The organism is Calothrix anomala FACHB-343 (assembly GCF_014696435.1).
GTDB lineage: Bacteria > Cyanobacteriota > Cyanobacteriia > Cyanobacteriales > Nostocaceae > Aulosira > Aulosira anomala_A.
The window spans coordinates 75,676-98,347 of the sequence record NZ_JACJQG010000011.1 but is presented as its reverse complement, the minus strand read 5'-3'; the positions used below and the strand labels follow the sequence as shown (position 1 = coordinate 98,347).

The window sequence follows — 22,672 nt, the reverse complement described above, 5'->3', positions numbered from 1 at the left end:
ATATTTAACTAATTTATGAATAAGGCGTTACATAAATGTGGGATGAATTGATATTTTCGACCAAAGCTAAAGATTGACTCTTCGCACAAAGGCACAAAATAAAATTCATCCCATCAATCAGCAACGCCACGCCCAGAGATTTATTTCTGGGATCAAAGCTATATTAAGTTAAAGATGAATAATTATCATCTTTCAGTCTAGGTTGAGGGACTCAACCTATAGATTTCTTGTCTTTTATTTCCAGGCTTACTCTGACTGAATTGGGTTGTCTCTGGGATTGACTAACTTCAACAGCTTTTGCTTGATTTGAGTATCGAATACTTCCCATTTCATTTTTGCATAAGCTGAGTTTTCGTTGCCGCCAGATAAGAAACCCATCGGAATTTCAAATCCGCCTGCGCCTGTGCGTCCTCCACCAAAAAAGCGCCCGTTATTATCTTGTCCGAACGCTTCTTTAATGAATTCATCAGGATCTAGGGTGAGTTTGGTGGTTCTTAAGGAGCCAATCACTACTTCTAGTTCGTCATCCTCATCGTGAACAATACCGTAAACTACAGCCGTATGAACGTTTTCTTCTGTCACGAGGAAATCCGCAGCTTGAGGAATAGCATCGCGGTCATCATAACGAATGTAACCCACACCAGCAATAGAAAAGTTATTTTGGACGATGCGATTTTTGAGCGCGCGCTCAATCACATCCATTACCCGTTTAGAACGATTCGCTTGTAAAATAGCGTTCAGTAGTTGGGCATCATAAAATCGACTGAGATACGCAGCAGCCATAAAGTCCTCTTCTTGTGCTTGCATCAGTCGATTTGTATCCGATCGCAAGCCATGCATCAAGGCAGTAGCACACTTGACATGCTGGTTAATGCTGCTATCTAAGGTGAGTAACCCTGCTTGGAGGTACTGGGTAAAAATCGTTGCCGTGGCGCGCACATAAGGACGGACATCGACAAATTCTGGCTTGAGATCCGATTGGATGCTGTGATGATCGATCACGGCAACTAGGGGTACACCTGCTTGCTGTATCGCCGATAATAGCTGACTTGTGGTTCCTTGGTTATCAATTAAGATGAAGCCTTGGTAAGATGACAAGTCTTTACTTTTAATGCTTTGTAATGTCCAGCGCTGGGCAGGTAAATTAGTCAGCTTGACTAAAGCAATGTTCTCTTGGTGGCTTAAGGTGCCAGCATAGATGATTTCACATTTGATATCATACTGCTGGGCAATGAGCTGGTATGCCCAAGCGCAAGATAGGGCATCTGGATCGGGAAAATCTTGCAGAATTATGAGTTGACGCTCGTGGCGGTGCGCTAAAAGTGTCTTTTGCAGTTCCTCTGACTTCTGAGACACCAAGGAATTACCACGCTGAACTAGATACATACCTCCTTCACTTGTCGATGGCGGTACGGAGGTTTTGCTAACTGGGACTTCCACTATCGGGACTGCGTCTATTTCAGCATCCTCTTGGTTCGGCTCTGTGGTCAATGACAAACTCTCAAACTGCATCAAAGATGGATTCAATTGCATATGGAAGGTTTTTGTAAGCGTGAGGCTCCATTGTTTAGTTAAGAAATATTAAAATCAGTGTTGCACTGATCGGGCCACACATTACGATCTTCGCAAAAATAGAGAATGGTGGCACTATATATCTCGGTCTATTTTTTATCAGTGAAAATAGCTAGCATTTACCAAATTCCACTAGTGTATTCAAATCGGTTTTGGTAACCAGTGTACTTAGTGTTTCCTAATACAGGTTAAATTAAGAGAATTTTTTTCATTTTTTGGTTTTTTCTTTTTTATAAAGAAAATAAAGCGGTACTGCTTCGGTTAACTGGACTAATTTTTGCCCATTAACAGCACAAAAATTGTGAATTTAAAGGCTTGCTTTTAGCCAGTGTTATTTACACAATTATGCTACCAATCGGATCGCGTCGATTTGGTTTTCACATTTTGAGACTGATGTCCTCTCAGCAGGCTTTTAACTTCATATTTCACAGGCAATAGATTGTTAGTCAAATTTCATCGCTGATAGTTTTATACTAGTGAATCCTCAACGATTAACAATTATTTTTATTGTTAACTAAAAATGTCATTTTCTTAACTAAATTAAGATTATTGCTAATTTAGCATCTATACATACAAATTGGTGAAAAAAGGTGTATAATAAGGGGCTGGCAATTAAATGTAGCAGCCGAATGACTTAGCAGCAATGTCTGTACCCAAGCCAAAGCGTAGCTACCAGATGTAATTGCTGCATTGCCAGGGCTTGTGAATTTAGACGCCAAACCCAGCAATAACATCGTTTAGCCATGAGCTATCGCTAGTCATTTGGGTTTACCAATGACTAATTTTTAGTTACCCAAGAAAAATGACCAGCATCAGACAAACATCAATTGATTCAGTTGGCTCAAAGACCTATAACATATTTTTTCCACTCTTTATGTAAGCCACTCTTCAGGTGTTTACTAACCTCAAAATAAAGGCTGCTGTAAGGTTGGCGAGGCGGATGACGTAAAAGCATGTGTGCTTCGTGGGGCGTGCGACTTCCTTTTTTGACATTACAACGCACGCAGGCTGTAACCATGTTTTCCCAACTATCTCCACCGCCACGCGATCGCGGAATGACATGATCTAAAGTCAATTCATCCCCAGTGTAACCGCAGTACTGACAGGTGTGTCCGTCACGGTGCAAGATATTTCGGCGAGTTAAGGGAATCTCTTTATAGGGAACGCGCACATAATGTCGCAACCGGATTACAGTTGGCAATGGGAAATCCGAGTATAAGAATTTACCGTTATGTTCGACCCGTTCTGCCTTACCTTTAATTAACAAAACCGCAGCACGACGCCAACTCGTGATATTGAGCGGTTCATAAGAGGCGTTTAGGACTAAAACCTTACCCATTGGTAAACGCTCAAGGTATTAGTTTTACATATATTAACACATATATACCCTAGTTGGGGGATGAGAATAAATTATACTTTCGCCATAATTTACCAACTCTATCTTCTGTTGATGGTAAGAAATTTATCTAATGCTTTACAAGTAACCTAAATGGGGGAATTATTTTCTAGAAATCTGAGGATGCTTGCCTCTAGAGAATATTTTACTTAGTAATAAAAAATACTAAAAAATAATTTTCTACTCAAAAACAGCATAGAAAAATCTACTTTTAGCAATATATCTTGAGAAAAAGTACAAATTAACTATGTAGGAATCTTGTGAGAATTCCCGAATCGAATGTAAACTGCCAGATTAATCTGATGCCATTGTTGGCAATGGAATAGATAGATTGTCTAGCAGCCAAATTATTGGTGTGATAGGAGTGAAGGAAAATGTTAAGTAGCAAGCAAATTCCTGGGATAGTTTCCGGGCAAGATTGTGATAGTTATGCTTGGTTCTCGCAACGCGCTTGGATAGAAATTGACTTAGCAGCTTTGTCTCATAATGTCAGACAGTTAGTTGGGTTACTCTCAGCGCGCACTCAACTGATGGCGGTAGTCAAAGCCGACGCCTATGGACATGGAGCGGTAGCGGTGGCGCAAACAGCCTTAGAATCAGGAGCTAGCTGGTTAGGTGTAGCGACAATTCCCGAAGGTATTCAGCTAAGAGAAGCGGGTATTCAAGCACCAATTTTAATTTTAGGGGCAACCCACACAGCAGAACAAATTCAGGCGATCGCTCATTGGCAATTACAACCCACAGTTTGCAGCCCCAAACAAGCTTTGGTATTTTCTAACACCTTAGAAGCGATGAACGAGCGTTCACCCTTAGCCGTACATATCAAATTAGATACAGGTATGTCCAGGTTAGGAACTAATTGGCAACAAGCGGGAGAATTTGTCAAATTAGTGCAAAGCTTACCGCATTTGCAGATTGCCAGTATTTACTCTCATTTGGCGACAGCTGATAGTCCCGATACTACGGTAATGGAAGAACAGCATAGACGATTTGAGGAAGCGATCGCCCAAATTCAAGCAATGGGGATAAAAACGCCATGCTTACACTTAGCTAATTCCGCCGCCACCTTGGCAAATTCCAGCTTACATTACGACATTGTGCGTGTCGGATTAGCAGTTTACGGACTTTATCCATCACCACATTTACAAGCAACAATTAAGCTCAAACCTGTGTTACAAGTTAAAGCCCGTGTCACCCAAGTAAAAACAATTGCTGCTGGAACTGGTGTTAGCTACGGACATCAATTTATCGCCCCCCAAGAACTCCGGCTAGCTGTTGTTGGGATTGGTTATGCTGATGGCGTTCCCCGTCATCTCTCTAACAATATGCAAGTGATGATTCGCGGTCAGCGAGTGCCACAAATTGGCACAATTACAATGGATCAGTTGATGGTAGATGTGAGCGCTATAGAAGATATCCAAGAAGGAGAAATAGTTACCTTACTAGGGGAACAAGGCAAAGAAAAAATTTCTGCTGACGAATGGGCAGAGAAACTAAATACTATTTCTTGGGAAATTCTTTGTGGTTTCAAGCATCGATTACCTAGAGTAGCGATGATGTAGCCGTAAAGCATGAGGATGTCCGTAGTTAAGAGTCAATAGTCCACAGTCATCAATCTTGACTCAATAGACTATTGACCATTAAGAATTTGTCTGTTAGAATCAATAACTGATGCGGATGTGGCGGAATTGGCAGACGCGCTAGATTTAGGTTCTAGTTCCGAGAGGAGTGAAGGTTCAAGTCCTTTCATCCGCACTTATAATTAAAAAGACAGCCCCAAGTAAAAATTTTCATCACCTGATGTGAAAATTAATATTAAGTATGGGGCTTTATGTCATAGAGTAGTTGTCATCGGGGTGCGCATCATCAAATCTCATACCAATTTCCCAAAAATGCCACAGATGCATTTTTTGGCTTGGGGTTTCCCTGGCTATGACAACAATCTATAAACAGCAATCATTAGATTACTATTGGTATCAAAAGCTGATTTTGATTGCTATCGTTAGCAGACTGCTGTTAATGATAGTAGATTAAGAGCAGGAGTAATTTACATCACATTTAAGTAAACATACTGAATGTGATGTCAATAGCGATCTGAATTCACGTCCAGTTTTTTCAGTAATAATGCTGATACTCCTCAGTAACTGCTGTTTTGGGAGGTAGTAATATTACTTTCAAAAGTTTACAAAAGGCTACTAAAATGCCATCGACTTCATCCAGTCTTTAAATTTGATTTAATCTTTATCCAAGCATGTCTGATAATCTCAGTATAAGTAAGTAAATTGACAATAACTTCATAATTGACTAAGACTTTATAATCTAAAAACAAAGCTAGGGTTAACTTTATTTACAAACGAGGATAAATATTTATGTATGTTATGCTACATGGCACTAAGATTTTTTTGCTTGGTGGGGATTGTATCGAAATTCCTGTACAAGTTTAGTCTACAAGTATTGAATTTAGCTGAAGTAAAAGCACAATGAGTACAACTCCTATAGGTAGCTACAAGTTGTTCCAGAAATTACATCCATTATCCCTGTTGGCACAACTCACAAGTCGGCGTGCTACAGGATGCTTAAAGGTATATACAGAGACGACTTCTTGGTCGATATATTTAGAGGACGGTAAACTAACTTATGCCTCTAATTCAGATAAAGTGTTTGAAAGGCTGGATAACCACTTACGGCGTTTGAGTCAGCAAATTCCCACACTCAACAGCGCTGCGAGAGTGCAAATGCGGCTGATGTTTGAAACAAATAATGAAAATCAGTCCACATCAAATGCTGATTATCATGCTATCTGTTGGCTAGCTGCTCAGGATTATATTAACCCTATGCAAGCAGCAGATTTAATTGAAGAATTGGCAAAAGAAGTATTGGAGTCATTCCTAGCTTTAAAAGAAGGAAGCTATGAATTTAATTCAGAAATTACTCTAGATGGCTTACCTAAGTTTTGTAATTTAGATTTGCGGGTAATTGTTGAACACTGTCAAAAACAGTTGAGAAATCGTCAATTACCAATCCAATCACCCCTACCTGCGGCGGGGAGTACTTTAAATCCACCGACAAACAAGCTATCTCAAACTCCATTAGCAAAACCTAGTTCTAAACCCACAAATTTTTCTCAGACTGGGGAGAAAAATAATACATTCTCCCAAAAACATGCTGGTAAAGGCATGTATACAATAGCTTGTATTGATGATAGCCAGACTGTTTTGAATTCGATCAAACATTTTTTAGATGAAGAAACATTTCATGTAGTGTTAATTAACGATCCAGTCAAAGCGTTAATGCAAATACTTCGGAGTAAACCAGATTTAATTTTACTCGACATTGAAATGCCAAATTTAGATGGCTATGAACTATGTTCTTTATTGCGCCGACATTCGCAATTTAAGGACACGCCAATTATTATGGTGACGGGAAAAACAGGCTTTATTGATAGAGCTAAGGCAAAAATGGTAAGGTCTTCTGGTTATTTAACCAAACCATTTACACAATCAGATTTGCTAAAAATGGTCTTTAAACATATCAATTAATTTTCTCATAGATAGTTAATTTCCACTAACTATCTATCAAAGAAATCAGAAAACAATGAGAATTATTCGGAGATTTAGCAATGAGTCTGACTTTGATTAGCACAATTCTAATTGTTGAAGATTCCCCCAGCGAATTGCAATTAATGAGTTATTTTCTGACAGAAAGTGGCTACAATGTGATCCCAACTACAGAGGCAAAACAGGCTTTAGAGCAAGCTGTGTTACAACAGCCGGATGTCATTGTCACTGATGTAGTCATGCCAGGAATGAGTGGCTTTGAATTATGTCGGTATTTGAAAAAACATCCAGTGACAAAGAACGTACCAATTGTAATTTGTAGTTCTAAAAATCAAGAAATCGATCGTTTGTGGGCAATGAAGCAAGGTGCTAATGCCTACCTCACCAAACCATACACCAGGGATCAACTTATACGTGCTATTAAATCAGTAGCAATTAATCCATGAATAGTTCAAATAATACTTTAAATGCACAGTCTAGCCCACAAAATTTAGGAGATGGCTACATTAAGTTTCAACTTAATCAACAGACTGCTGCTATTTTATCAATGAAGCATACCCAAGAAGCAATTATTGTACCTGTTGAGTCTGTGACTTCAATGCCAAATATGCCTGCTTGCATCGTCGGATTAATGAATTGGCGGAGTCGCATAATTTGGATAGTAGATTTGCCAAGAATGCTAAATTTAGAATCTTTAAGCAGTAGGCTGCGGCAATATAATGTAATCGTTGTGCGAGTAGAATCAATGCTGTTGGGCTTAGTTGTACAAGAGATAAAAGGTACAGCTAAGTTTTTGTCCGATGAGATTTGTTCTCCGATAGGACAAGTTGCATCTAGTTTAGTACCTTATCTTAATGGATGTATTATTCAACAATCTGAGACCTTACTGGTATTAGATGCACAATCTATTGTGCATTCTTCTATTCTCCGCAGTGATTAGGGTGTACTAGTAATTCACAAATAATAGTGTTCTTATTCACATATTTAGGAGAATTAATGTATGTTTCATAAAACTGACACGGCTAAGGGTAATGATGGGCAAAATCGCTCATCATTGATGGCATCACAAAGAGTATTTGAACCGACAATTAAACAATCAATAAAGCCTATTTATTCACCATCCCATTCCTCTCCCTTGAACCAGATAATCGGTTATTTTCAAAGACTTAGTTTAAATACTAAAACGACAGTATTGGCGATCGCCATTGGGACTTTACCGACATTGGTAATTGGCGCGATCGCTTATAGCTTTGCTAATCACTCAATTAATCAGCAGATTACCCAGTCTCAACAAGCGGAAACTGTGAGCTTGCTAGATAAAGTCAACCGTTACGTGTTGGCGAGATATGGGGATATTCAAGTACTGGCGAATCTCCCATCTTTAACAAATCCGCAAGTAAGAGCAATTATTACTGCTCAAGGTAAGCAAGAGATTTTAGACCGCATCATCAAAGCTGATAAAGCTTATGATAGTATTGCGATTTTTGATATGGAAGGTAACGTCATTGCGCAATCTACAGGCGCACCTTTAGAAAATCACAAAGATCGTCAGTATTTTCAAGATGCGCTCAAACAAAATACGGTGATTGTTAGTCAGCCAGAAAAGTCAGAAACTACTGGTTTAGTAAGCATTCATATCGCCGCACCTTTGAAAGATGTAGTCAGTGGGGAATATATTGGCGTAATTAGAGCCAGAATGCCAGTAAGTTCTATAGAAGAGATTATTAAAAATTATGCTAGTAAAGGACATGATTATAATTTAGTCGATCCAGCAGGCAAAATTTTTATAGCTACACAAAATAATCAAGAAGGTAGAGACGCTAAAGCGGATTTTCCAGGGTTGAGCCAACTGAAAGAAAACAATAAAATTGGTAATTTTGTTACAGTTAACAATCTGAACCGCAAACAGCAATTTATCAGCTATGTACCCTCAAGGACAATTGACGGTTTACCTGATTTAAAATGGGGAGCCATTATTGCGACAGATACAGATATTACATTTGCGCCCCAAAGACAATTATTGTTGACGATCGCCTTAGGCACAGCTTTAACCGCAGTCATTGTCGCAGCGATCGCGGCTTGGTTAGCAAAACGCGCTACCCAGCCAATTTTGATTGCAGCTGAAGCGGTGAGCAAACTTGGCGACGGTCAACTGAATACTCGTTTAGAGGTAGACAGAACAGACGAGTTAGGCATTCTCGGTGTCAATATTAACAGAATGGCAGAGCAATTACAAGTACTGCTAGGAGAAAAAGAGCAAGAAGCACAGAGAATCAAATTTATTGCAGATATAACCCTAGAAATTCGCAAAAAGCTGCTAAGTGAAGATATTTACAGCACAGCAGTCAACGCAGTGCGCCCAGCCTTAAAAACAGACCGGGTAATTGTTTATCAGCTCAATCCAGGTACTTGGGATGGGGTAGTGGTGGCAGAATCTGTAGCCGATGGCTGGCCGAAAATGCTCGGCGCGCGGATTGACGATCCCTGTTTTCGCGAACGCCATGTAGAACTGTATCAACAAGGCAAAGTTAGAGCGATCGCTAACATTTATCAAGAGCCGCATCTCAATAATGCCAATTGTTACATTCAAAGCCTCGAGAAATACGCAGTTCAAGGCAATTTAATCGCCCCCATTATCAGCCAAAATCAACTCTTTGGTCTGTTAATTGCCCATCATTGTGAAAGTCCGCGATTGTGGCAACCTACAGATATTGATTTATTTAAACAAACAGCCATCCAAATTGGCTATGCTCTAGAACAAGCTAGGCTCTTAGAAGAATTAGAACAAGCTAAATCTGCTGCCCAACAAGATACTCAAGAAGAACGCCAACAAAAAGAAGCGCTACAAACCCAACTATTAGAATTACTGAGTAATGTTGAAGGGGCTGCTAGTGGCGATCTCACAGTGCGGGCGGACGTAACAGCAGGAGAAATTGGCACTGTAGCCGACTTTTTCAACTCCATTGTCGAAAGTCTCCGGGATATTGTCACCCAAGTGCAAAATGCAGCTTCTCAAGTAAATACGGCGATTGGCTCCAATGAATCAGCCATCCGTCAGCTAGCAGAGGAAGCAATGAGTCAAGCGGCGGAAATTAACCGCACTTTGGATGCGGTGGATCAAATGACTCATTCCATCCAAGCGGTAGCCAAAAATGCCCAGCAAGCGGCGGTAATTGCCAATCAAGCTGCCCAAACTGCTACCAAGAGCGGACAAGCAATGGATTTGACAGTACAAAACATTCTCTCTTTACGAGAAACTGTTGGGGAAACCGCCAAGAAGGTGAAACGTTTAGGAGAATCTTCTCAGCAAATTTCCCGTGTGGTGTCCTTGATTAATCAAATCGCCGTCCAAACTAACTTGTTAGCGATTAATGCGGGAATTGAAGCCGCTCGCGCTGGGGAAGAAGGACAAGGTTTTGCCGTAGTGGCGGAAGAAGTAGGCGAATTAGCAGTTAGAAGCGCCGCCGCTACCCAAGAAATTGAACAAATTGTTGAGAACATCCAACGGGAAACCAGCGATGTAGTCCAAGCAATGGAAATTGGTACTACCCAGGTAGTTGAAGGTACGCGAATTGTTGAAGATGCTAAACGCAGTCTCAATCAAATTTTGGATGTATCGCGGCAAATTGACAATCTGGTACAGTCAATCTCAGTAGCGACTACATCGCAGGTCGAAACTTCCCACACGGTTAGCAATTTAATGAAAGCAATTGTGGCTGTCTCACAACGGACTAGCGATTCATCGCGCTTAGTTTCCGAATCTTTGCAACAAACTGTGGAAATTTCCCAAGAGTTGCAACAGACTGTGGGTACATTTAAGGTCAGTTAAGTAATTGTCAACAGTCTCCAGTTTCATGACTAATGACCCTTGACATTGACCAATGATTAATGACTAATGACTATTGACTAAAAAATTTATGTCACAGGACAAAGAACTGGAAATCCAGATGCAATTTCTGGAAGAAGCAATTGATTATCTCAATACCTTAGAAGGGGTATTGTTAGAAATTGATACCAGTAATCGCATCGATTCCGAAAAAATCAACGGGGCACTCCGAGCAGCACATTCAATTAAAGGTGGTGCGGGGATGATGGGATTCCGGACGTTGAGCGATTTAGCCCACCGTCTAGAAGATTCCTTTAAAGTCTTAAAAACGCGCAAAAATTCCTTAGAAATTGATACTCAGTTACAAAGTTTACTGTTATCTGGGGTGGACTGGTTGCGGCAAATAGTAGAATTGCTTTCTGAAGGCAGTACTATTGAAGACCAGTGGCTAGAAACTTTTTGTTACCCAGTGTTTGATGAACTGCATCAGCGTTTGGGCGATCCGGTGCCGGAAGATGTGACAACCATGCTCTCGCCGGAGGACGGACAAGATATTATACCGTTGCTGTTTGAAACCGAGGTAGAAGGTTGTTTACAGCGTTTAGAAGCGGTATTGGCAGATGCAGGACAGCCTTGTTTGCAGGAAGAAGTCGCAATTATGGCGGCTGAATTGGGCGGTTTGGGGGAAATGCTACAATTACCAGCTTTTACTGAGCTGTGTGCATCGGTAACCCAGTATTTAGAAACAGCACCACCCCAACAAGTACCAGAAATTGCTCAGTTAGCTTTACAAGCATGGCGGCGATCGCAAGCTTTGGTACTGACAAATCAACTAGATAGTCTGCCAACAGCGATTTATCTGGGAGATTTGGTGAATTTGGATCTGTCATCCTTCCCAGCAGCAGAATTGCTTCCAACCGAGACAGCTGCAACCAATTTATTTGCACCAGAAATTTTCACCGAGGAAACAGAGGAACTAGAGAACGAAGAAGAGGCGATCGCATTCACTCATTTTGCGACTGTGGATGTAGAATTCGCCGAGCCAATTGCCGAGCCTGTTAAACTCGCAGAAACTAGTATAGTCGCTGCTAGAGAAATGTCTCTCGCCGATTATAAATTGGTGGAGCGCAAAGGCGAACCTATTGGTAATGGCAAAGAACGGGAAATTCATGAAAATACCGTTAGGGTTCCCAGCAGCCAGCTGGAGCAAATCAATGATTTATTTGGGGAATTGATCGTTCAGCGCAATGGGCTAAACTTACAACTAGAAAGATTACGGAAACTCGTCCGCAATCTCAGCCAGCGCGTCCAAAGTCTGGATCGGGAAAATCAGGAATTGCGTGCTGCTTACGATAGAATTGCTACTCAATCTGTAGGCGTATCTAGCGTTCTGTCTTTTAGCGAGGAACAACCCCATTCTCCAGACATGGATACGAGTTTTGATGTCTTGGAAATGGATCGCTATAACGAGTTAAACCTGCTATCGCAGGAAGTCATGGAAACTATTGTTCAGGTACAAGAAGTTACCACTGACGTACAACTGAGCGTTGATGATACCGATCACATTGCGCGGAAGTTAAATAAAACATCAAAGCAGCTGCAAACCAAGTTAACTCAGGTACGGATGCGTCCGTTATCAGATTTGGTAGAACGTTTTCCCCGTGCTTTACGAGACTTGAATGTAGAGTATGGCAAAAATGTGCAGCTGAAAATTGATGGTGGTAACACCTTAATTGAACGCAGCATCTTAGAGGCTTTAAACGAACCATTGATGCATCTGTTGCGCAATGCTTTCGATCACGGAATTGAAGATCCTGCTACTCGCTACAACATAGGTAAACCAGAGCAAGGTTTAATTGAAATTAAAGCCACTCACAGACGCGATCGCACAGTGATTACAATCCGCGATGATGGTAGGGGTATTTCTTTAGAGAAAATCCGCGATCGCGCTTTAGGTATGGGGTTAGATGCTTCTTTATTAGCTAGCGCTAGCGATGAAGAATTGTTATCACTCATCTTTGAACCAGGGTTTACCACCTCCGACCAAGTAACCACTTTATCAGGTCGTGGCGTGGGTATGGATGTAGTGCGTAATAATCTCAAATCCGTGCGGGGAGATATTAAAGTTGATACCGAGTTAGGAGTCGGTACTACCTTTACTTTATCAGTACCATTTACCCTGTCGGTGGCTAGAGTGCTGTTAGTAGAAAGCAATCGAATGCTCTTAGCCTTTCCTACGGATGTGGTGGCGGAAATATTTTTACACCAAACTGAACAGGTATTTGCGATCGCGGGTAACGAATTTATCAGTTGGCAAAATAATATGTTGCCATTTATTCGCCTGGGTAACTACCTAGAGTTTAATGGCCCCCGTTACGATAATCCAGAATTAGAAACTCCCCCAGCGATTAATGCTAGCAGTATTTTAATAGTTAAAAGCAACAATCAATTTGTCGCGCTGCAAATTGACCGTTGTTGGGGTGAGCAAGAAGTTGCGATCCGTCAAGTAGAAGGTAACATACCTTTACCCGAAGGCTTTAGCAACTGTACTATTCTCGGTGATGGTCGAGTAGTAGTACTAGTAAATACCAATGAATTACTCTATAAAATTTCTAGCAATCAGCAAAATTCCCGCAACAATCAATTACCATCAACTCGCTTAAAAACAGCGTTCCTCTTCCCTCAAGAAGAAAAACAACCAGTTACGAATTCCCATCAGAAAAATACTATTTTAATCGTCGATGATTCGATTAATGTCCGGCGATTCTTAGCTTTAACTTTAGAAAAAGGAGGCTATCAGGTAGAACAAGCAAAAGATGGTCAAGATGCTTTAGAAAAGCTGCAAAGCGGACTGCAAGTGCAAGCAGTAATTTGTGATATTGAAATGCCTCGTCTTGATGGTTATGGCTTTTTAGGTCGGGTGAAATCCCTCGATGAGATGAAAAATATTCCCGTAGCCATGTTAACTTCTCGGAGTAGCGATAAACATCGCAAACTGGCAATTCAATTAGGGGCACGTGCTTACTTCTCTAAACCTTATAATGAGCAAGATTTACTGCGTACCCTACAAGAAATTATTGGTTCTGCTAATGGTAGCGTCACATCTCATAATTAAATTCAAAATTTAGTCATGAGTAAACTTTCTTTACCATGTTGAGCTTTGATACCAAATGGTAATATGTACTATTTTGTGTTCCATATTTCCCAGGTAAAATCTCAAATATCATCTCTAAAGTTGGTATCAATTGTGGATTAATTTGTGCAAATGTTGATTGACAATTAGCAAATGCCACCATTTTAATTAAATCAATTATTCAGCATCAATAACAGTATTTTCTCTAATAGATATAAGACTATTTTTATACTGTTATCAGGGAAAGCAGATAGCGATCGCTTACGGTAAATTTATCCATCCCCAAAATTGAGCGTGCAACATTTTCTATCAATGAAGCACGCTTAAAACAAACATCTTAGTTGTAACTTATCCATAGCACACCAGATTGGTTCTGTTTCAAATGATTCACCCTTGGTAAGATCATAGCAAGATGAGAATCATATACCAACTAAATTGGTAAAGCTATGCCAAGAAAAGAACAAGGATGGGTAACATTTCAAACCTCAGAAGAGGAACGTAAAATACTAGAAGAGTTCTGCAATCAGTCTCAAAGGACTAAAACAGAAATTCTGCGGGAGTTGGTACGTGGGTTGAGTCATCACCCTTCTCCAGCTGTAAGCGCACCAGTCGCCAAATCTGTTTATACGCCTGAGGTAGAAATTACTAGTATCAAAAAACCTTTAAAAGTTAGTTCGCGCAATATTTTAAAAGGAGTTGTCAAACGGGTAATTACAGGAGCAGTAAATACAGAAGTGACTTTAGAGATTGTTCACAAAGTTGAGCTAACTTCGATGATCACTAGAGTATCAGCAGAAGAGTTGGATTTAAAGGAAGGAACAGAAGCTTACGCAGTCATTAAATCCAACGATATCGTCATTGCTAGAGAATGAAAAACTCCACCCACAAGGGGATGGAGTTTTTGGGCATAGGGAATGGGGCATAGGGCATAGCGAAGAAATTACCAATGCCCAATGCCCCAAGTGGCGGGGCGCGCACCCTGCGCACCCACGGATCGGAGTTTCCCGCTGCTTTCAATAAACAACAATTTTTCGGCATTTTTTATTGTATTTGACGGTTTAGTAGTTTATGGCGCAAACTCCTTTTCATTGAGAACTACCGATTCTTATAAGGATACTCGTTGAAAACCTTGCGGCTTTAGCCCAAGGATGAAAACGGTTTAAGGCGTAAACGCCTTTGTGATATTTTCTTTTTCTTGATGTATTTATGTCAGTTATGGTAACATAAACATGTGGTTAATTGGTCGATACCCATGATTGTTTACGAGTTCAAAGTTAAGGGAAAAGAAAAACAGTATCAAGCTATAGATGAGGCAATTCGTACTAGTCAGTTTATCCAAAATAAATGCTTACGCTATTGGATGGATAACAAAGATATAGGCAGATATGACCTTAATAAATACTGTGCTGTTTTAGCATCTGAATTTCCTTTCGCTGATGAATTAAACTCAATGGCTAGACAATCTGCTGCTGAACGTTCTTGGTCTGCAATAGCTCGATTTTACGATAACTGTAAGAAGAAAATTAAGGGCAAAAAAGGGTTTCCAAAGTTTAAGAAAAACTGCCGTTCTGTTGAATATAAATCGACTGGGTGGAAACTGTCAGACACGAGAAAAGCCATAACATTTTCGGATAAAAAAGGAATCGGAACTCTGAAATTAAAGGGAACCTACGACCTTAACTATTACGATATCAAGCAAATTAAGCGAGTGCGCTTAGTGCGTCGTGCTGACGGGTATTACGCTCAATTCGCAATTGATATTGATGTCAGGGTAGAAAGTCAACCTACTAATCAAATTGTTGGTATTGACTTGGGATTAAAATACTTCATTGCTGACAATAAAGGTAATGTAGAATCATCACCCCAGTTCTACCGTAAGTCCGAAAAACATCTTATACGAGCCAACCGCAAGAAGTCCAAAAAATTCAGTCAACAGAAGAAAAAAGCCAAAATCAGGCAATCAAACAATTACCACAAGGCTAGAAATAGATATGCTCGGAAACATTTAAAAGTAAGTAGGCAACGAAAAGAGTATTGCAAGAGATTAGCTTACTCCGTCATCCAATCTAACGACTTGGTAGCCTATGAAGATTTAAATGTCAAAGGGCTCTTCCGTAATCGACATCTAGCTAAATCAATTAGTGATGCTGGTTGGTACACTTTCCGCAGTTGGTTGGAATATTTTGGTCATAAATATGGGAAGGTGACTGTTGCAGTTCCTCCCCACAACACCAGCCAAAATTGCTCTAACTGTGGTAAGAAGGTGAAAAAATCTCTATCGACTAGAACCCATGTTTGCCCTCATTGTGGATATGTAGAAGACAGGGATATCAACGCAGCAATCAACATTTTGAGACTGGGACTCAGTACCGTGAGGCACACGGGAACTTACGCTACAGGAGATTTGCCCTCTTGGGCAGTTGGGGTAACTCTGCTGTCTAACGGCGAGTCTGTGAATGTAGAATCCCCTGGCTTTGCGATTAAGTGAGCGTAACAATACTTAATCAGCCAGGGGAGTGTCAATCTGCGCCTAACTACCTTAATCATTAGATATGTCTTAAAAATGGGTATTGGGCATTGGGAATGGGGCATTGGGCATTGGGTATGGGAGGCTTCTGAGCAGAATCAGGAAATAATTCTGTGAATTTCCCTAAATATCTAGTTAGAGGTATGGTTATTTCTTTACTTCTGTGCTATTCATAACCAGAGAATAATTATGGTTATGTCTCGCAATCCATATTTACACATAGATTCTTTGTGTGTTAAATCTGCTTTGGCTAATGTCATTGCAAGTATTAAATTATTCTAAGCCCATGCTTATAACTGCCATCCTTTCGATACCTTCATTAGCAAGCCCCAAATATTCTCTACCCAAATGTTTTTATGATGTATTCTACAAATGTCTCCTATAACTCTGATATTAAAGAACAAATACCCTATCGTTTATTTACCAGGCGCGAAATTATACCACCACGTAATGATGTATTGTGGCGAATCGAACGCGGTGCAGTGCGTACCTTAACATGGAGTGAAGAAGGAACATTTATTACATTAGGCTATTGGGGTTCGGGTGATTTGATTGGTTCTCCTTTATCCAAAGTCAAACCGTATCAAATTGAGTGTTTAACTAATGTAGAAGTAAGTGTGGTACCGCCTCATCTTTGGTATCAAGATGTCAATGCTTTACTCTCGCACATTCAACAAGCAGAGGAACTGTTAAGCATAGTGCATTGTAAACCTATGTCTGTGCGGTTATGGCAATTTTTACTATGGTTAAGTCGTAAATTTGGTCGTAAGGTAGAAGAGGGAACGCTGATTGACTTGAATGCAACTCATCAAGAAATGTCAGAAGTATTAAATACAACTAGAGTGACTGTTACACGACTTTTACAGCAATTTGAAGAGGAAAGACTATTATTTCGCCACAAACGCCAGATAATATTGCGATCGCCAAATTAAAAATATGGTGGTTGAATTGCATCAACCACCATATCATTAACGGAAATAAATATTGATTTAAGCTTCGACTTTCACACCTCGCCAGAAAGCAACATAGCCTTCAATATTTTTTGCTCTCTCTTTGGTGCTGGGGTAGTACCAAGCTGCATCTTGATTAACTTGCCCATCTACTTCAATGCTATAGTAACTGGCTACACCTTTCCAAGGGCAAGTGGTGTGAGTGTTGCTATCTTGAAAATACTCTTTGTTAATAGCATCCGGTGGAAAGTAATGGTTACCTTCTACAACTACAGTTTTATCACTCTCGGCTAAAGTAGCGCCATTCCAAATTGCTTTCGGCATAAGTAATGTGACCAATAAACTTGCAGAAATAATTACTAATTCGTAATTCGTAATTCGTAATTCGTAATTCGTAATTCGTAATTAAAATATTAGATAACTAACAATTAATTGTTAATTGATTGGGCTTACCTGAGTAACCGGATTTATTTTAACTACAAATTACAAATTATTAGTTACGAATGATATTGCTATTTACCACCGTAGAAAAAGGCGATTTCTTTTTCTTTTAAAGGTGCAAAACCAGCATCAACTAGCAATGTATCTAGTTCGGTTTGAGGAATATGCTTTGCGCCAATGCGGACAATGCGCGATCGCATGGTATTTGAGACACCACTACGCTGTCTGTTTGCTTCTAATGCCATGACTTTGGTATATAGGTCTAATTTGGCGGTTGGTATAGGAGAACCGTCAAAATCAATTCCCCGTGCGATCGCTTCGTCAATAGCATCAGCACCTGTGGTTGTTTGATTTACTTGATTAGTTTCAGCAGTCATCAGAAAAATGGGTAGAAACCCCGTCTTTTTAGGACGGCTTTACAGTTTTAGCGCTACTGCCTTAGGGTTGCTCGACTTGGTGTACTTTTGTAATGCACTTTCGACAGGACAGTTACCGTCTCAAGTTTGACAACCCTGTACACATAGCGTTTTGCGCTTTTTTGCGCCTCCCTTGCGGGGTAATGTTAGCTTCTCCCAAGGGGAGACGCTGCGCGAACGACCTGTTACAAGAGCTTTTTAGGCTTGCAACACTGTTCCAGTTACCTTAGAACTGTTTAGTCACAAGCGACACCTTGGGAGACTTCGCACTCTCCCAAGGTGTCGTGACTCAAATAACGTTTACCCAACGACTGTGAAGGGTGGTCTGGTCAGGATGGCTTGCTAGATTTCTCTTACAAGCCTCATACCTTTAGGCTGAGGTTCCTGACGACAAATAAGTAGATTGTACCAGCCATGCTGACGCCAAAAACTACCGACTAAATTTCCTGGCTGTCGGGGAGTAAGGTGGCTATACTCTTGTCACTTTTAAAGATTTTGGTTTAATCTCAAACCATCGGTATAGCTAAAGGTGACGCTATGTCTGAAGCCCAAACTCCTCAAAACCAGGATCGTAAGCTCGAACAAGCTCTGACTAACAAAATTATTAATGATTATTTTGACAACTCCGAAAGTTGGCTCAGAGCCATCTTGCGCATGTGTATATTCTCTTTGGGTCACCTGGATGGAAAGTCGGTTTTCGTCGTTGAGTGTCCAAATCAAGCTGTAGCCAAGCGACTCAGCCGAAAAATCTATCCTTTTCGCGGCATTGTCTATTATTTAACTGATTATTTAGATGGAGAGGAGCGGACTCTGTTTTGCTACCAAGAAGTTAAAAGCGGAGAATGGCACTGTTTCGATACGAGTACGCAATCTTGGAAGGCTATGAAACATTTGCAAATGCCTACGAATAGTCATTAGTCATTTGTCATTGGTCATTTGTTAGTGAATTATGGACTGTTGACTGTTGACTGTTGACTAAAAGAATGGGATACAAGCCCCGTCCTTCTAGGACGGCTTTCTGGTATAATATACTTGGACTTAACAATCCCCCTCTAGGCTCAAGACGCGTTGAAACAGCTACGATGAGAGCAGGCGTAGAGAAAAACCAATGGGCAATGGTAGGAAACATCAATCCATCCCAGAGGAAAAAGTCAAACTTCATATTTCAATGTCGGTTAGTCGCGGGAGGACATCCTGGACTTTAAACGGACGTGGAGCGACTGTAAGACTACTTCGGTAGCACGTTGCAATGAAGCGTCAACCCCACTCGGCGACCAGTTCTCCTACCATCTGTAGGTTGCTGGCGTGGCGAAGAATCATCGCCGTTCTACGGCGGTGAGGATGTCAATAATTTCGATTCTGGCTGGTTGCCATACCAGCGACAAATGCGCCTAAAATTGTACCCATCCATAGTCCTGTAGTGCTACCTTGCCATATTGCTCCTGGCGTTACCCAAGTGTTGCACAACTGCTGCATAGCCCAAGTTTGATTTTGGCACTTTTGACTATGTAGCATGAGGGTAGTTTGTCCAGAAATATAAGCACCAATAATCCCTGACGCGATCGCTACTAGGGAGCATATTAAAGTTCTATTTTTCATTAGTCAATTCTCAAGAGTCCATAGTTCTAAGTCAAGAGTCAAAAGTCCATAGTTTATAGTTTCTTTACCATTGACCATTGACTATTGACTATTGACTATTGACTATTAAATCAACCCGTATTTCTCATTCCCGCCGCAATTCCGTTAATGGTTAACAAGGCTCCCCGCAGTAACTCGCCTTTACTGTAACGGGAGTGAATTACGCCAGAGGGAGCTGCATTCCGTGATTGTCGCAGGCGCTTGAGTAGAGAAACCTGGATAAACCCTAAAGGTACAATTGTGCCATTGCGTAACTGAACTGAACGCTGTAATACTGGGTCACCATCTAGTAGGCGGTTGTGTCCAGTAATTTTTAAGACCAAATCTTTTGTGAGGTAGTATTCGCTAGAAATTTGCTCAAATACCTTGGCAAATCTCGGTCTATCTTCAGGATTTGAGAGTTCTTGGACGTAATGTTGCGCCATTTGCATGTCCACTTTCGCCAAGGTCATTTCGGCTTTAGAAATCACCATTTTGAAGAATGGCCATTTCACATAAAAGTATTGCAATAGCTTTAAGTGTTCTTCTGGTTCTTCTTGCAAAAATTCTTGCAATGCTGTACCTACACCATACCAGGAAGGTAGTAAAAATCTGGTTTGTGTCCAACTAAATACCCAAGGAATAGCGCGTAAGCTGCTTAAATCTTTCTTCCCAGAGGGACGACGCGCGGGACGAGAGCTAATTTGTAATTGGCTAATTTCTTCGATGGGGGTTACTTGGTGGAAGAAGTCGATAAAATCGGGTTGCTCATAAATCAAGGAGCGATAATGAACACGCGATCGCGCTGCTAGTTCTTCCATGATCTCGTTCCAAGGTTCGATATCATCAAAGCCTGTACGCAGCAAGCTGGCTTGAATTACCGCTGTGGTAATGGTTTCTAGATTGTACAATGCCAAATCTAGCAGGGAATATTTAGAAGCCAGTACTTCCCCTTGTTCGGTAATTTTGATTCTGCCGTTAATACTGTGGCCTGGTTGGGCTAAAATCGCTTCATAAGCAGGGCCTCCACCCCGACCGACGGAACCGCCGCGTCCGTGGAAAATCCGCAGGTTAACACCATATTGTTCGGCTATTTGTTGCAGGGATTTTTGGGCTTTATGAATTTCCCAGTTACTGCTTAAAAAACCAGAGTCTTTATTACTGTCAGAATACCCCAGCATGACTTCTTGGAGATTCAGGGTTAACGGACAGGTGGTGATGTTGGCTTGATCTGTTTCTCCCTTATCTTCAAGCTGTTGATAACCTCCTGCTAATAAAGCACGATATAAAGGTAATTCAAACAGCTGACGCATGACGCTGCGAGAGCGTTGTAAGTCTTCTACCGTTTCAAATAAAGGTACAACTTGAATTGTCCCGACAGCGATCGCTGGATCGAACAGTCTCGCTTCTTTGGCTAAGAGTAAAACTTCTAGTACGTCGCTGACTTCGCGACACATACTAATAATGTAAGTTTGGCAGATGTTGGCACCAAACTCTTGCTGGAGCGATCGCACTACCCGGAATGTTTGAATCACATCGTTAGTTTTCTCAGAAAATGGCAATTCTGAGGGAATTAACGGTCTGCGGGTTTGTAATTCTCCTGTTAGCCAAGCTACTCGCTGTTCTTCTGTCAAGTCATTATACGCTTGCGGTAAGACTTGTAAATATTCGAGAATTTCATTGAGTGCATCGGAGTGGCGGGAAGATTCTTGACGAATATCTAATTGGGTGAGGTTAAAGCCGAAAATTTCTACCTGAGAAATCAAATTATCCAATTCTCGGCAGCTTAAACCTGTTTCCGTCAAGTTACGTTGAATTAACCGCAATTCTGTCAAAAATTCCGCCCCCGAACGATACATCGGGTGGTCTTCATTTTTGGGTGTTTCGCGGTTATATAATGCCAAATTGCGATCGCGGGTATTTTCTAACCTTCTGAGGATATAAGCCAGTTTCAAGCGATAGGGTTCTTGGCGATAACGCAACGCTAAGGCATCATAGACATCACTCAGCTGGGACTGATCCAACTCCAGGGATTCTAATAAATCTGGTAAGACATCACTCCAGTGCATCGACACGCTTAATAATTCCACCAGCTGCTTGACGGAGTTAATATATCTACCTAACACCATTTTGCGCTGATAACAAGCTGTCTGCCAGGTAATTTCTGGCGTGACTGAGGGATTCCCATCTCGATCTGAACCTACCCAAGAACCAAAGGAACAGAAGTTTTTCTGCGGTGGTTCCAGCCAAGGAAAGGTTTTGCTCAAAGCGTATTTGAACCGCTTATGTAGTTGGGGAATGCCATCAAATAAAACTTCTTGGAAGTAGTGCAGAGCATAGTCTACTTCATCTAAGACTGTAGGCTTAAATTGATGAAGTTCATCGGTACGCCACCACAGACGAATTTCTTCGAGTAATTTTTCTCTTAATTCTGCTGCTTCCCAAGGATAACCCCCGGTTGCATTCCCGGCGCGATGTTCGATGATATCTAGCTGTTGTAGAAGGTTTACCACCTGGCGTTGCTTATCCCGAATTGTATGGCGCACAATTTCTGTAGGATGAGCCGTAAACACTAAACGCACATCTAATTGGGCGATTAGGCGTTGAATTTGCTGGGGTGGCACATTCAATTTAAATAAATGGGGGAATAAAGCTGCAAAAGTCCCTTTTTGTTTCTCCTTTTGCTTGGCTACCCAACTCTTTGCTAATAAATCTGCGCCTATTCCCCGATTTACAGGAGCATCATTTTCCCGTTGATTAGAGGAATAGGTAATATTAGGGAGAATGTCTGGATCTTCTATTTGCGTCTCGGCTTCAGAATAACGAGTCAGCTGCTGCCGTTGTTCGTATTCCTGCTCTATGATGTTAATCAACTGAAAATACAGAGCAAAAGCACGAGCAGCACGAATGGCCTCGTTGATGTTGAGTTGTTCAATCAACTTGACAGCTGATGCAGCTTGGTCATGAGTAGCTTGTCCTTCTGGCGAACATAGATCGCGCAGTTGACCTAATAAATCTACCATTTGTTGCCCACATTCTTGCCGGAGTACTGACTCCCACAACTCCTCCACTATTTGGAGGCGGTGACGCAAAAACAATTCCGATGCGGGGTAGATGTTCGCCGCCTGAGACAAAGAGTATAAAAGGGAACTCATATTCTCTATTTTTGCAAGACAATTATTGTTTTGAATGCTATGTTCTGTAATCAACACTCAAGGAAGTAGTCCAGAGTGGCTT

16 protein-coding genes and 1 tRNA gene are annotated in these 22,672 nt (G+C 41.1%); 11 read left to right on the top strand and 6 right to left on the bottom strand.

Annotation, left to right across the window (positions count from 1 at the left end):
- Nucleotides 1-246: 246 nt before the first annotated feature.
- Both H6G08_RS08395 and H6G08_RS08390 read right to left on the bottom strand, forming a co-directional pair.
- Nucleotides 247-1,533: a DHH family phosphoesterase gene (locus tag H6G08_RS08395; RefSeq protein WP_190540439.1), complete on the bottom strand. Its 1,287-nt coding sequence runs from the start codon at nucleotides 1,531-1,533 to the stop codon at nucleotides 247-249.
- An 880-nt stretch (nucleotides 1,534-2,413) separates the two neighbouring features.
- Nucleotides 2,414-2,911 carry an HNH endonuclease gene (locus H6G08_RS08390; RefSeq protein WP_190540437.1) on the bottom strand — a complete coding sequence of 166 codons (498 nt, stop codon included), beginning with the start codon at nucleotides 2,909-2,911 and terminating at the stop codon, nucleotides 2,414-2,416.
- Between the two features lie 431 nt (nucleotides 2,912-3,342).
- Here H6G08_RS08390 and alr point away from each other — a divergent pair, with 431 nt between their 5' ends.
- From alr to H6G08_RS08340, 10 genes are all read left to right on the top strand, one after another.
- On the top strand, nucleotides 3,343-4,530 hold the full coding sequence (gene alr, locus H6G08_RS08385; protein ID WP_190540435.1) for an alanine racemase: 1,188 nt from the start codon (nucleotides 3,343-3,345) through the stop codon (nucleotides 4,528-4,530).
- Between the two features lie 111 nt (nucleotides 4,531-4,641).
- A tRNA-Leu gene (locus H6G08_RS08380) sits at nucleotides 4,642-4,723 on the top strand.
- Between the two features lie 725 nt (nucleotides 4,724-5,448).
- Nucleotides 5,449-6,507, top strand: coding sequence for a response regulator (locus H6G08_RS08375; protein ID WP_190540415.1), 1,059 nt, complete (start codon nucleotides 5,449-5,451; stop codon nucleotides 6,505-6,507).
- 80 nt (nucleotides 6,508-6,587) lie between these two features.
- Nucleotides 6,588-6,971: a response regulator gene (locus tag H6G08_RS08370; RefSeq protein ID WP_096645701.1), complete on the top strand. Its 384-nt coding sequence runs from the start codon at nucleotides 6,588-6,590 to the stop codon at nucleotides 6,969-6,971.
- The gene (locus H6G08_RS08365; protein WP_190540412.1) at nucleotides 6,968-7,465 is read left to right on the top strand and encodes a chemotaxis protein CheW; all 498 of its coding nucleotides are present in this window, start codon (nucleotides 6,968-6,970) and stop codon (nucleotides 7,463-7,465) included. The genes H6G08_RS08370 and H6G08_RS08365 overlap by 4 nt, the downstream gene beginning before the upstream one ends.
- A gap of 60 nt (nucleotides 7,466-7,525) precedes the next feature.
- Entirely contained in the window at nucleotides 7,526-10,354 is a 2,829-nt protein-coding gene (locus tag H6G08_RS08360; RefSeq protein WP_190540410.1) for a methyl-accepting chemotaxis protein, read from the top strand.
- 88 nt (nucleotides 10,355-10,442) lie between these two features.
- Entirely contained in the window at nucleotides 10,443-13,466 is a 3,024-nt protein-coding gene (locus H6G08_RS08355) for a hybrid sensor histidine kinase/response regulator (RefSeq protein ID WP_190540558.1), read from the top strand.
- Nucleotides 13,467-13,930: 464 nt separating this feature from the next.
- Entirely contained in the window at nucleotides 13,931-14,356 is a 426-nt protein-coding gene (locus H6G08_RS08350; RefSeq protein WP_190540408.1) for a TOBE domain-containing protein, read from the top strand.
- Nucleotides 14,357-14,736: 380 nt separating this feature from the next.
- Entirely contained in the window at nucleotides 14,737-15,972 is a 1,236-nt protein-coding gene (locus H6G08_RS08345; RefSeq protein ID WP_190540406.1) for an RNA-guided endonuclease InsQ/TnpB family protein, read from the top strand.
- A gap of 395 nt (nucleotides 15,973-16,367) precedes the next feature.
- Nucleotides 16,368-16,943 carry a Crp/Fnr family transcriptional regulator gene (locus H6G08_RS08340; protein WP_242046101.1) on the top strand — a complete coding sequence of 192 codons (576 nt, stop codon included), beginning with the start codon at nucleotides 16,368-16,370 and terminating at the stop codon, nucleotides 16,941-16,943.
- Nucleotides 16,944-17,000: 57 nt separating this feature from the next.
- Here the strand turns inward: H6G08_RS08340 and H6G08_RS08335 are convergent, their stop codons facing one another.
- Nucleotides 17,001-17,285 (bottom strand): DUF427 domain-containing protein, encoded by a 285-nt coding sequence (locus tag H6G08_RS08335; RefSeq protein WP_190540404.1) that lies wholly within the window; start codon nucleotides 17,283-17,285, stop codon nucleotides 17,001-17,003.
- A gap of 188 nt (nucleotides 17,286-17,473) precedes the next feature.
- Nucleotides 17,474-17,779: a small RNA NsiR4-regulated ssr1528 family protein gene (locus H6G08_RS08330; protein ID WP_190540402.1), complete on the bottom strand. Its 306-nt coding sequence runs from the start codon at nucleotides 17,777-17,779 to the stop codon at nucleotides 17,474-17,476.
- 576 nt (nucleotides 17,780-18,355) lie between these two features.
- On the opposite strand from H6G08_RS08330, the gene H6G08_RS08325 reads away from it, so the two are divergent.
- Nucleotides 18,356-18,736, top strand: coding sequence for a hypothetical protein (locus H6G08_RS08325; RefSeq protein WP_190540400.1), 381 nt, complete (start codon nucleotides 18,356-18,358; stop codon nucleotides 18,734-18,736).
- 426 nt (nucleotides 18,737-19,162) lie between these two features.
- On the opposite strand, the gene H6G08_RS08320 is transcribed toward H6G08_RS08325, so the two are convergent.
- Nucleotides 19,163-19,417 carry a hypothetical protein gene (locus tag H6G08_RS08320; RefSeq protein ID WP_190540398.1) on the bottom strand — a complete coding sequence of 85 codons (255 nt, stop codon included), beginning with the start codon at nucleotides 19,415-19,417 and terminating at the stop codon, nucleotides 19,163-19,165.
- A gap of 110 nt (nucleotides 19,418-19,527) precedes the next feature.
- Nucleotides 19,528-22,590: a phosphoenolpyruvate carboxylase gene (gene ppc / locus H6G08_RS08315; protein ID WP_190540397.1), complete on the bottom strand. Its 3,063-nt coding sequence runs from the start codon at nucleotides 22,588-22,590 to the stop codon at nucleotides 19,528-19,530.
- Nucleotides 22,591-22,672 lie beyond the last annotated feature (82 nt).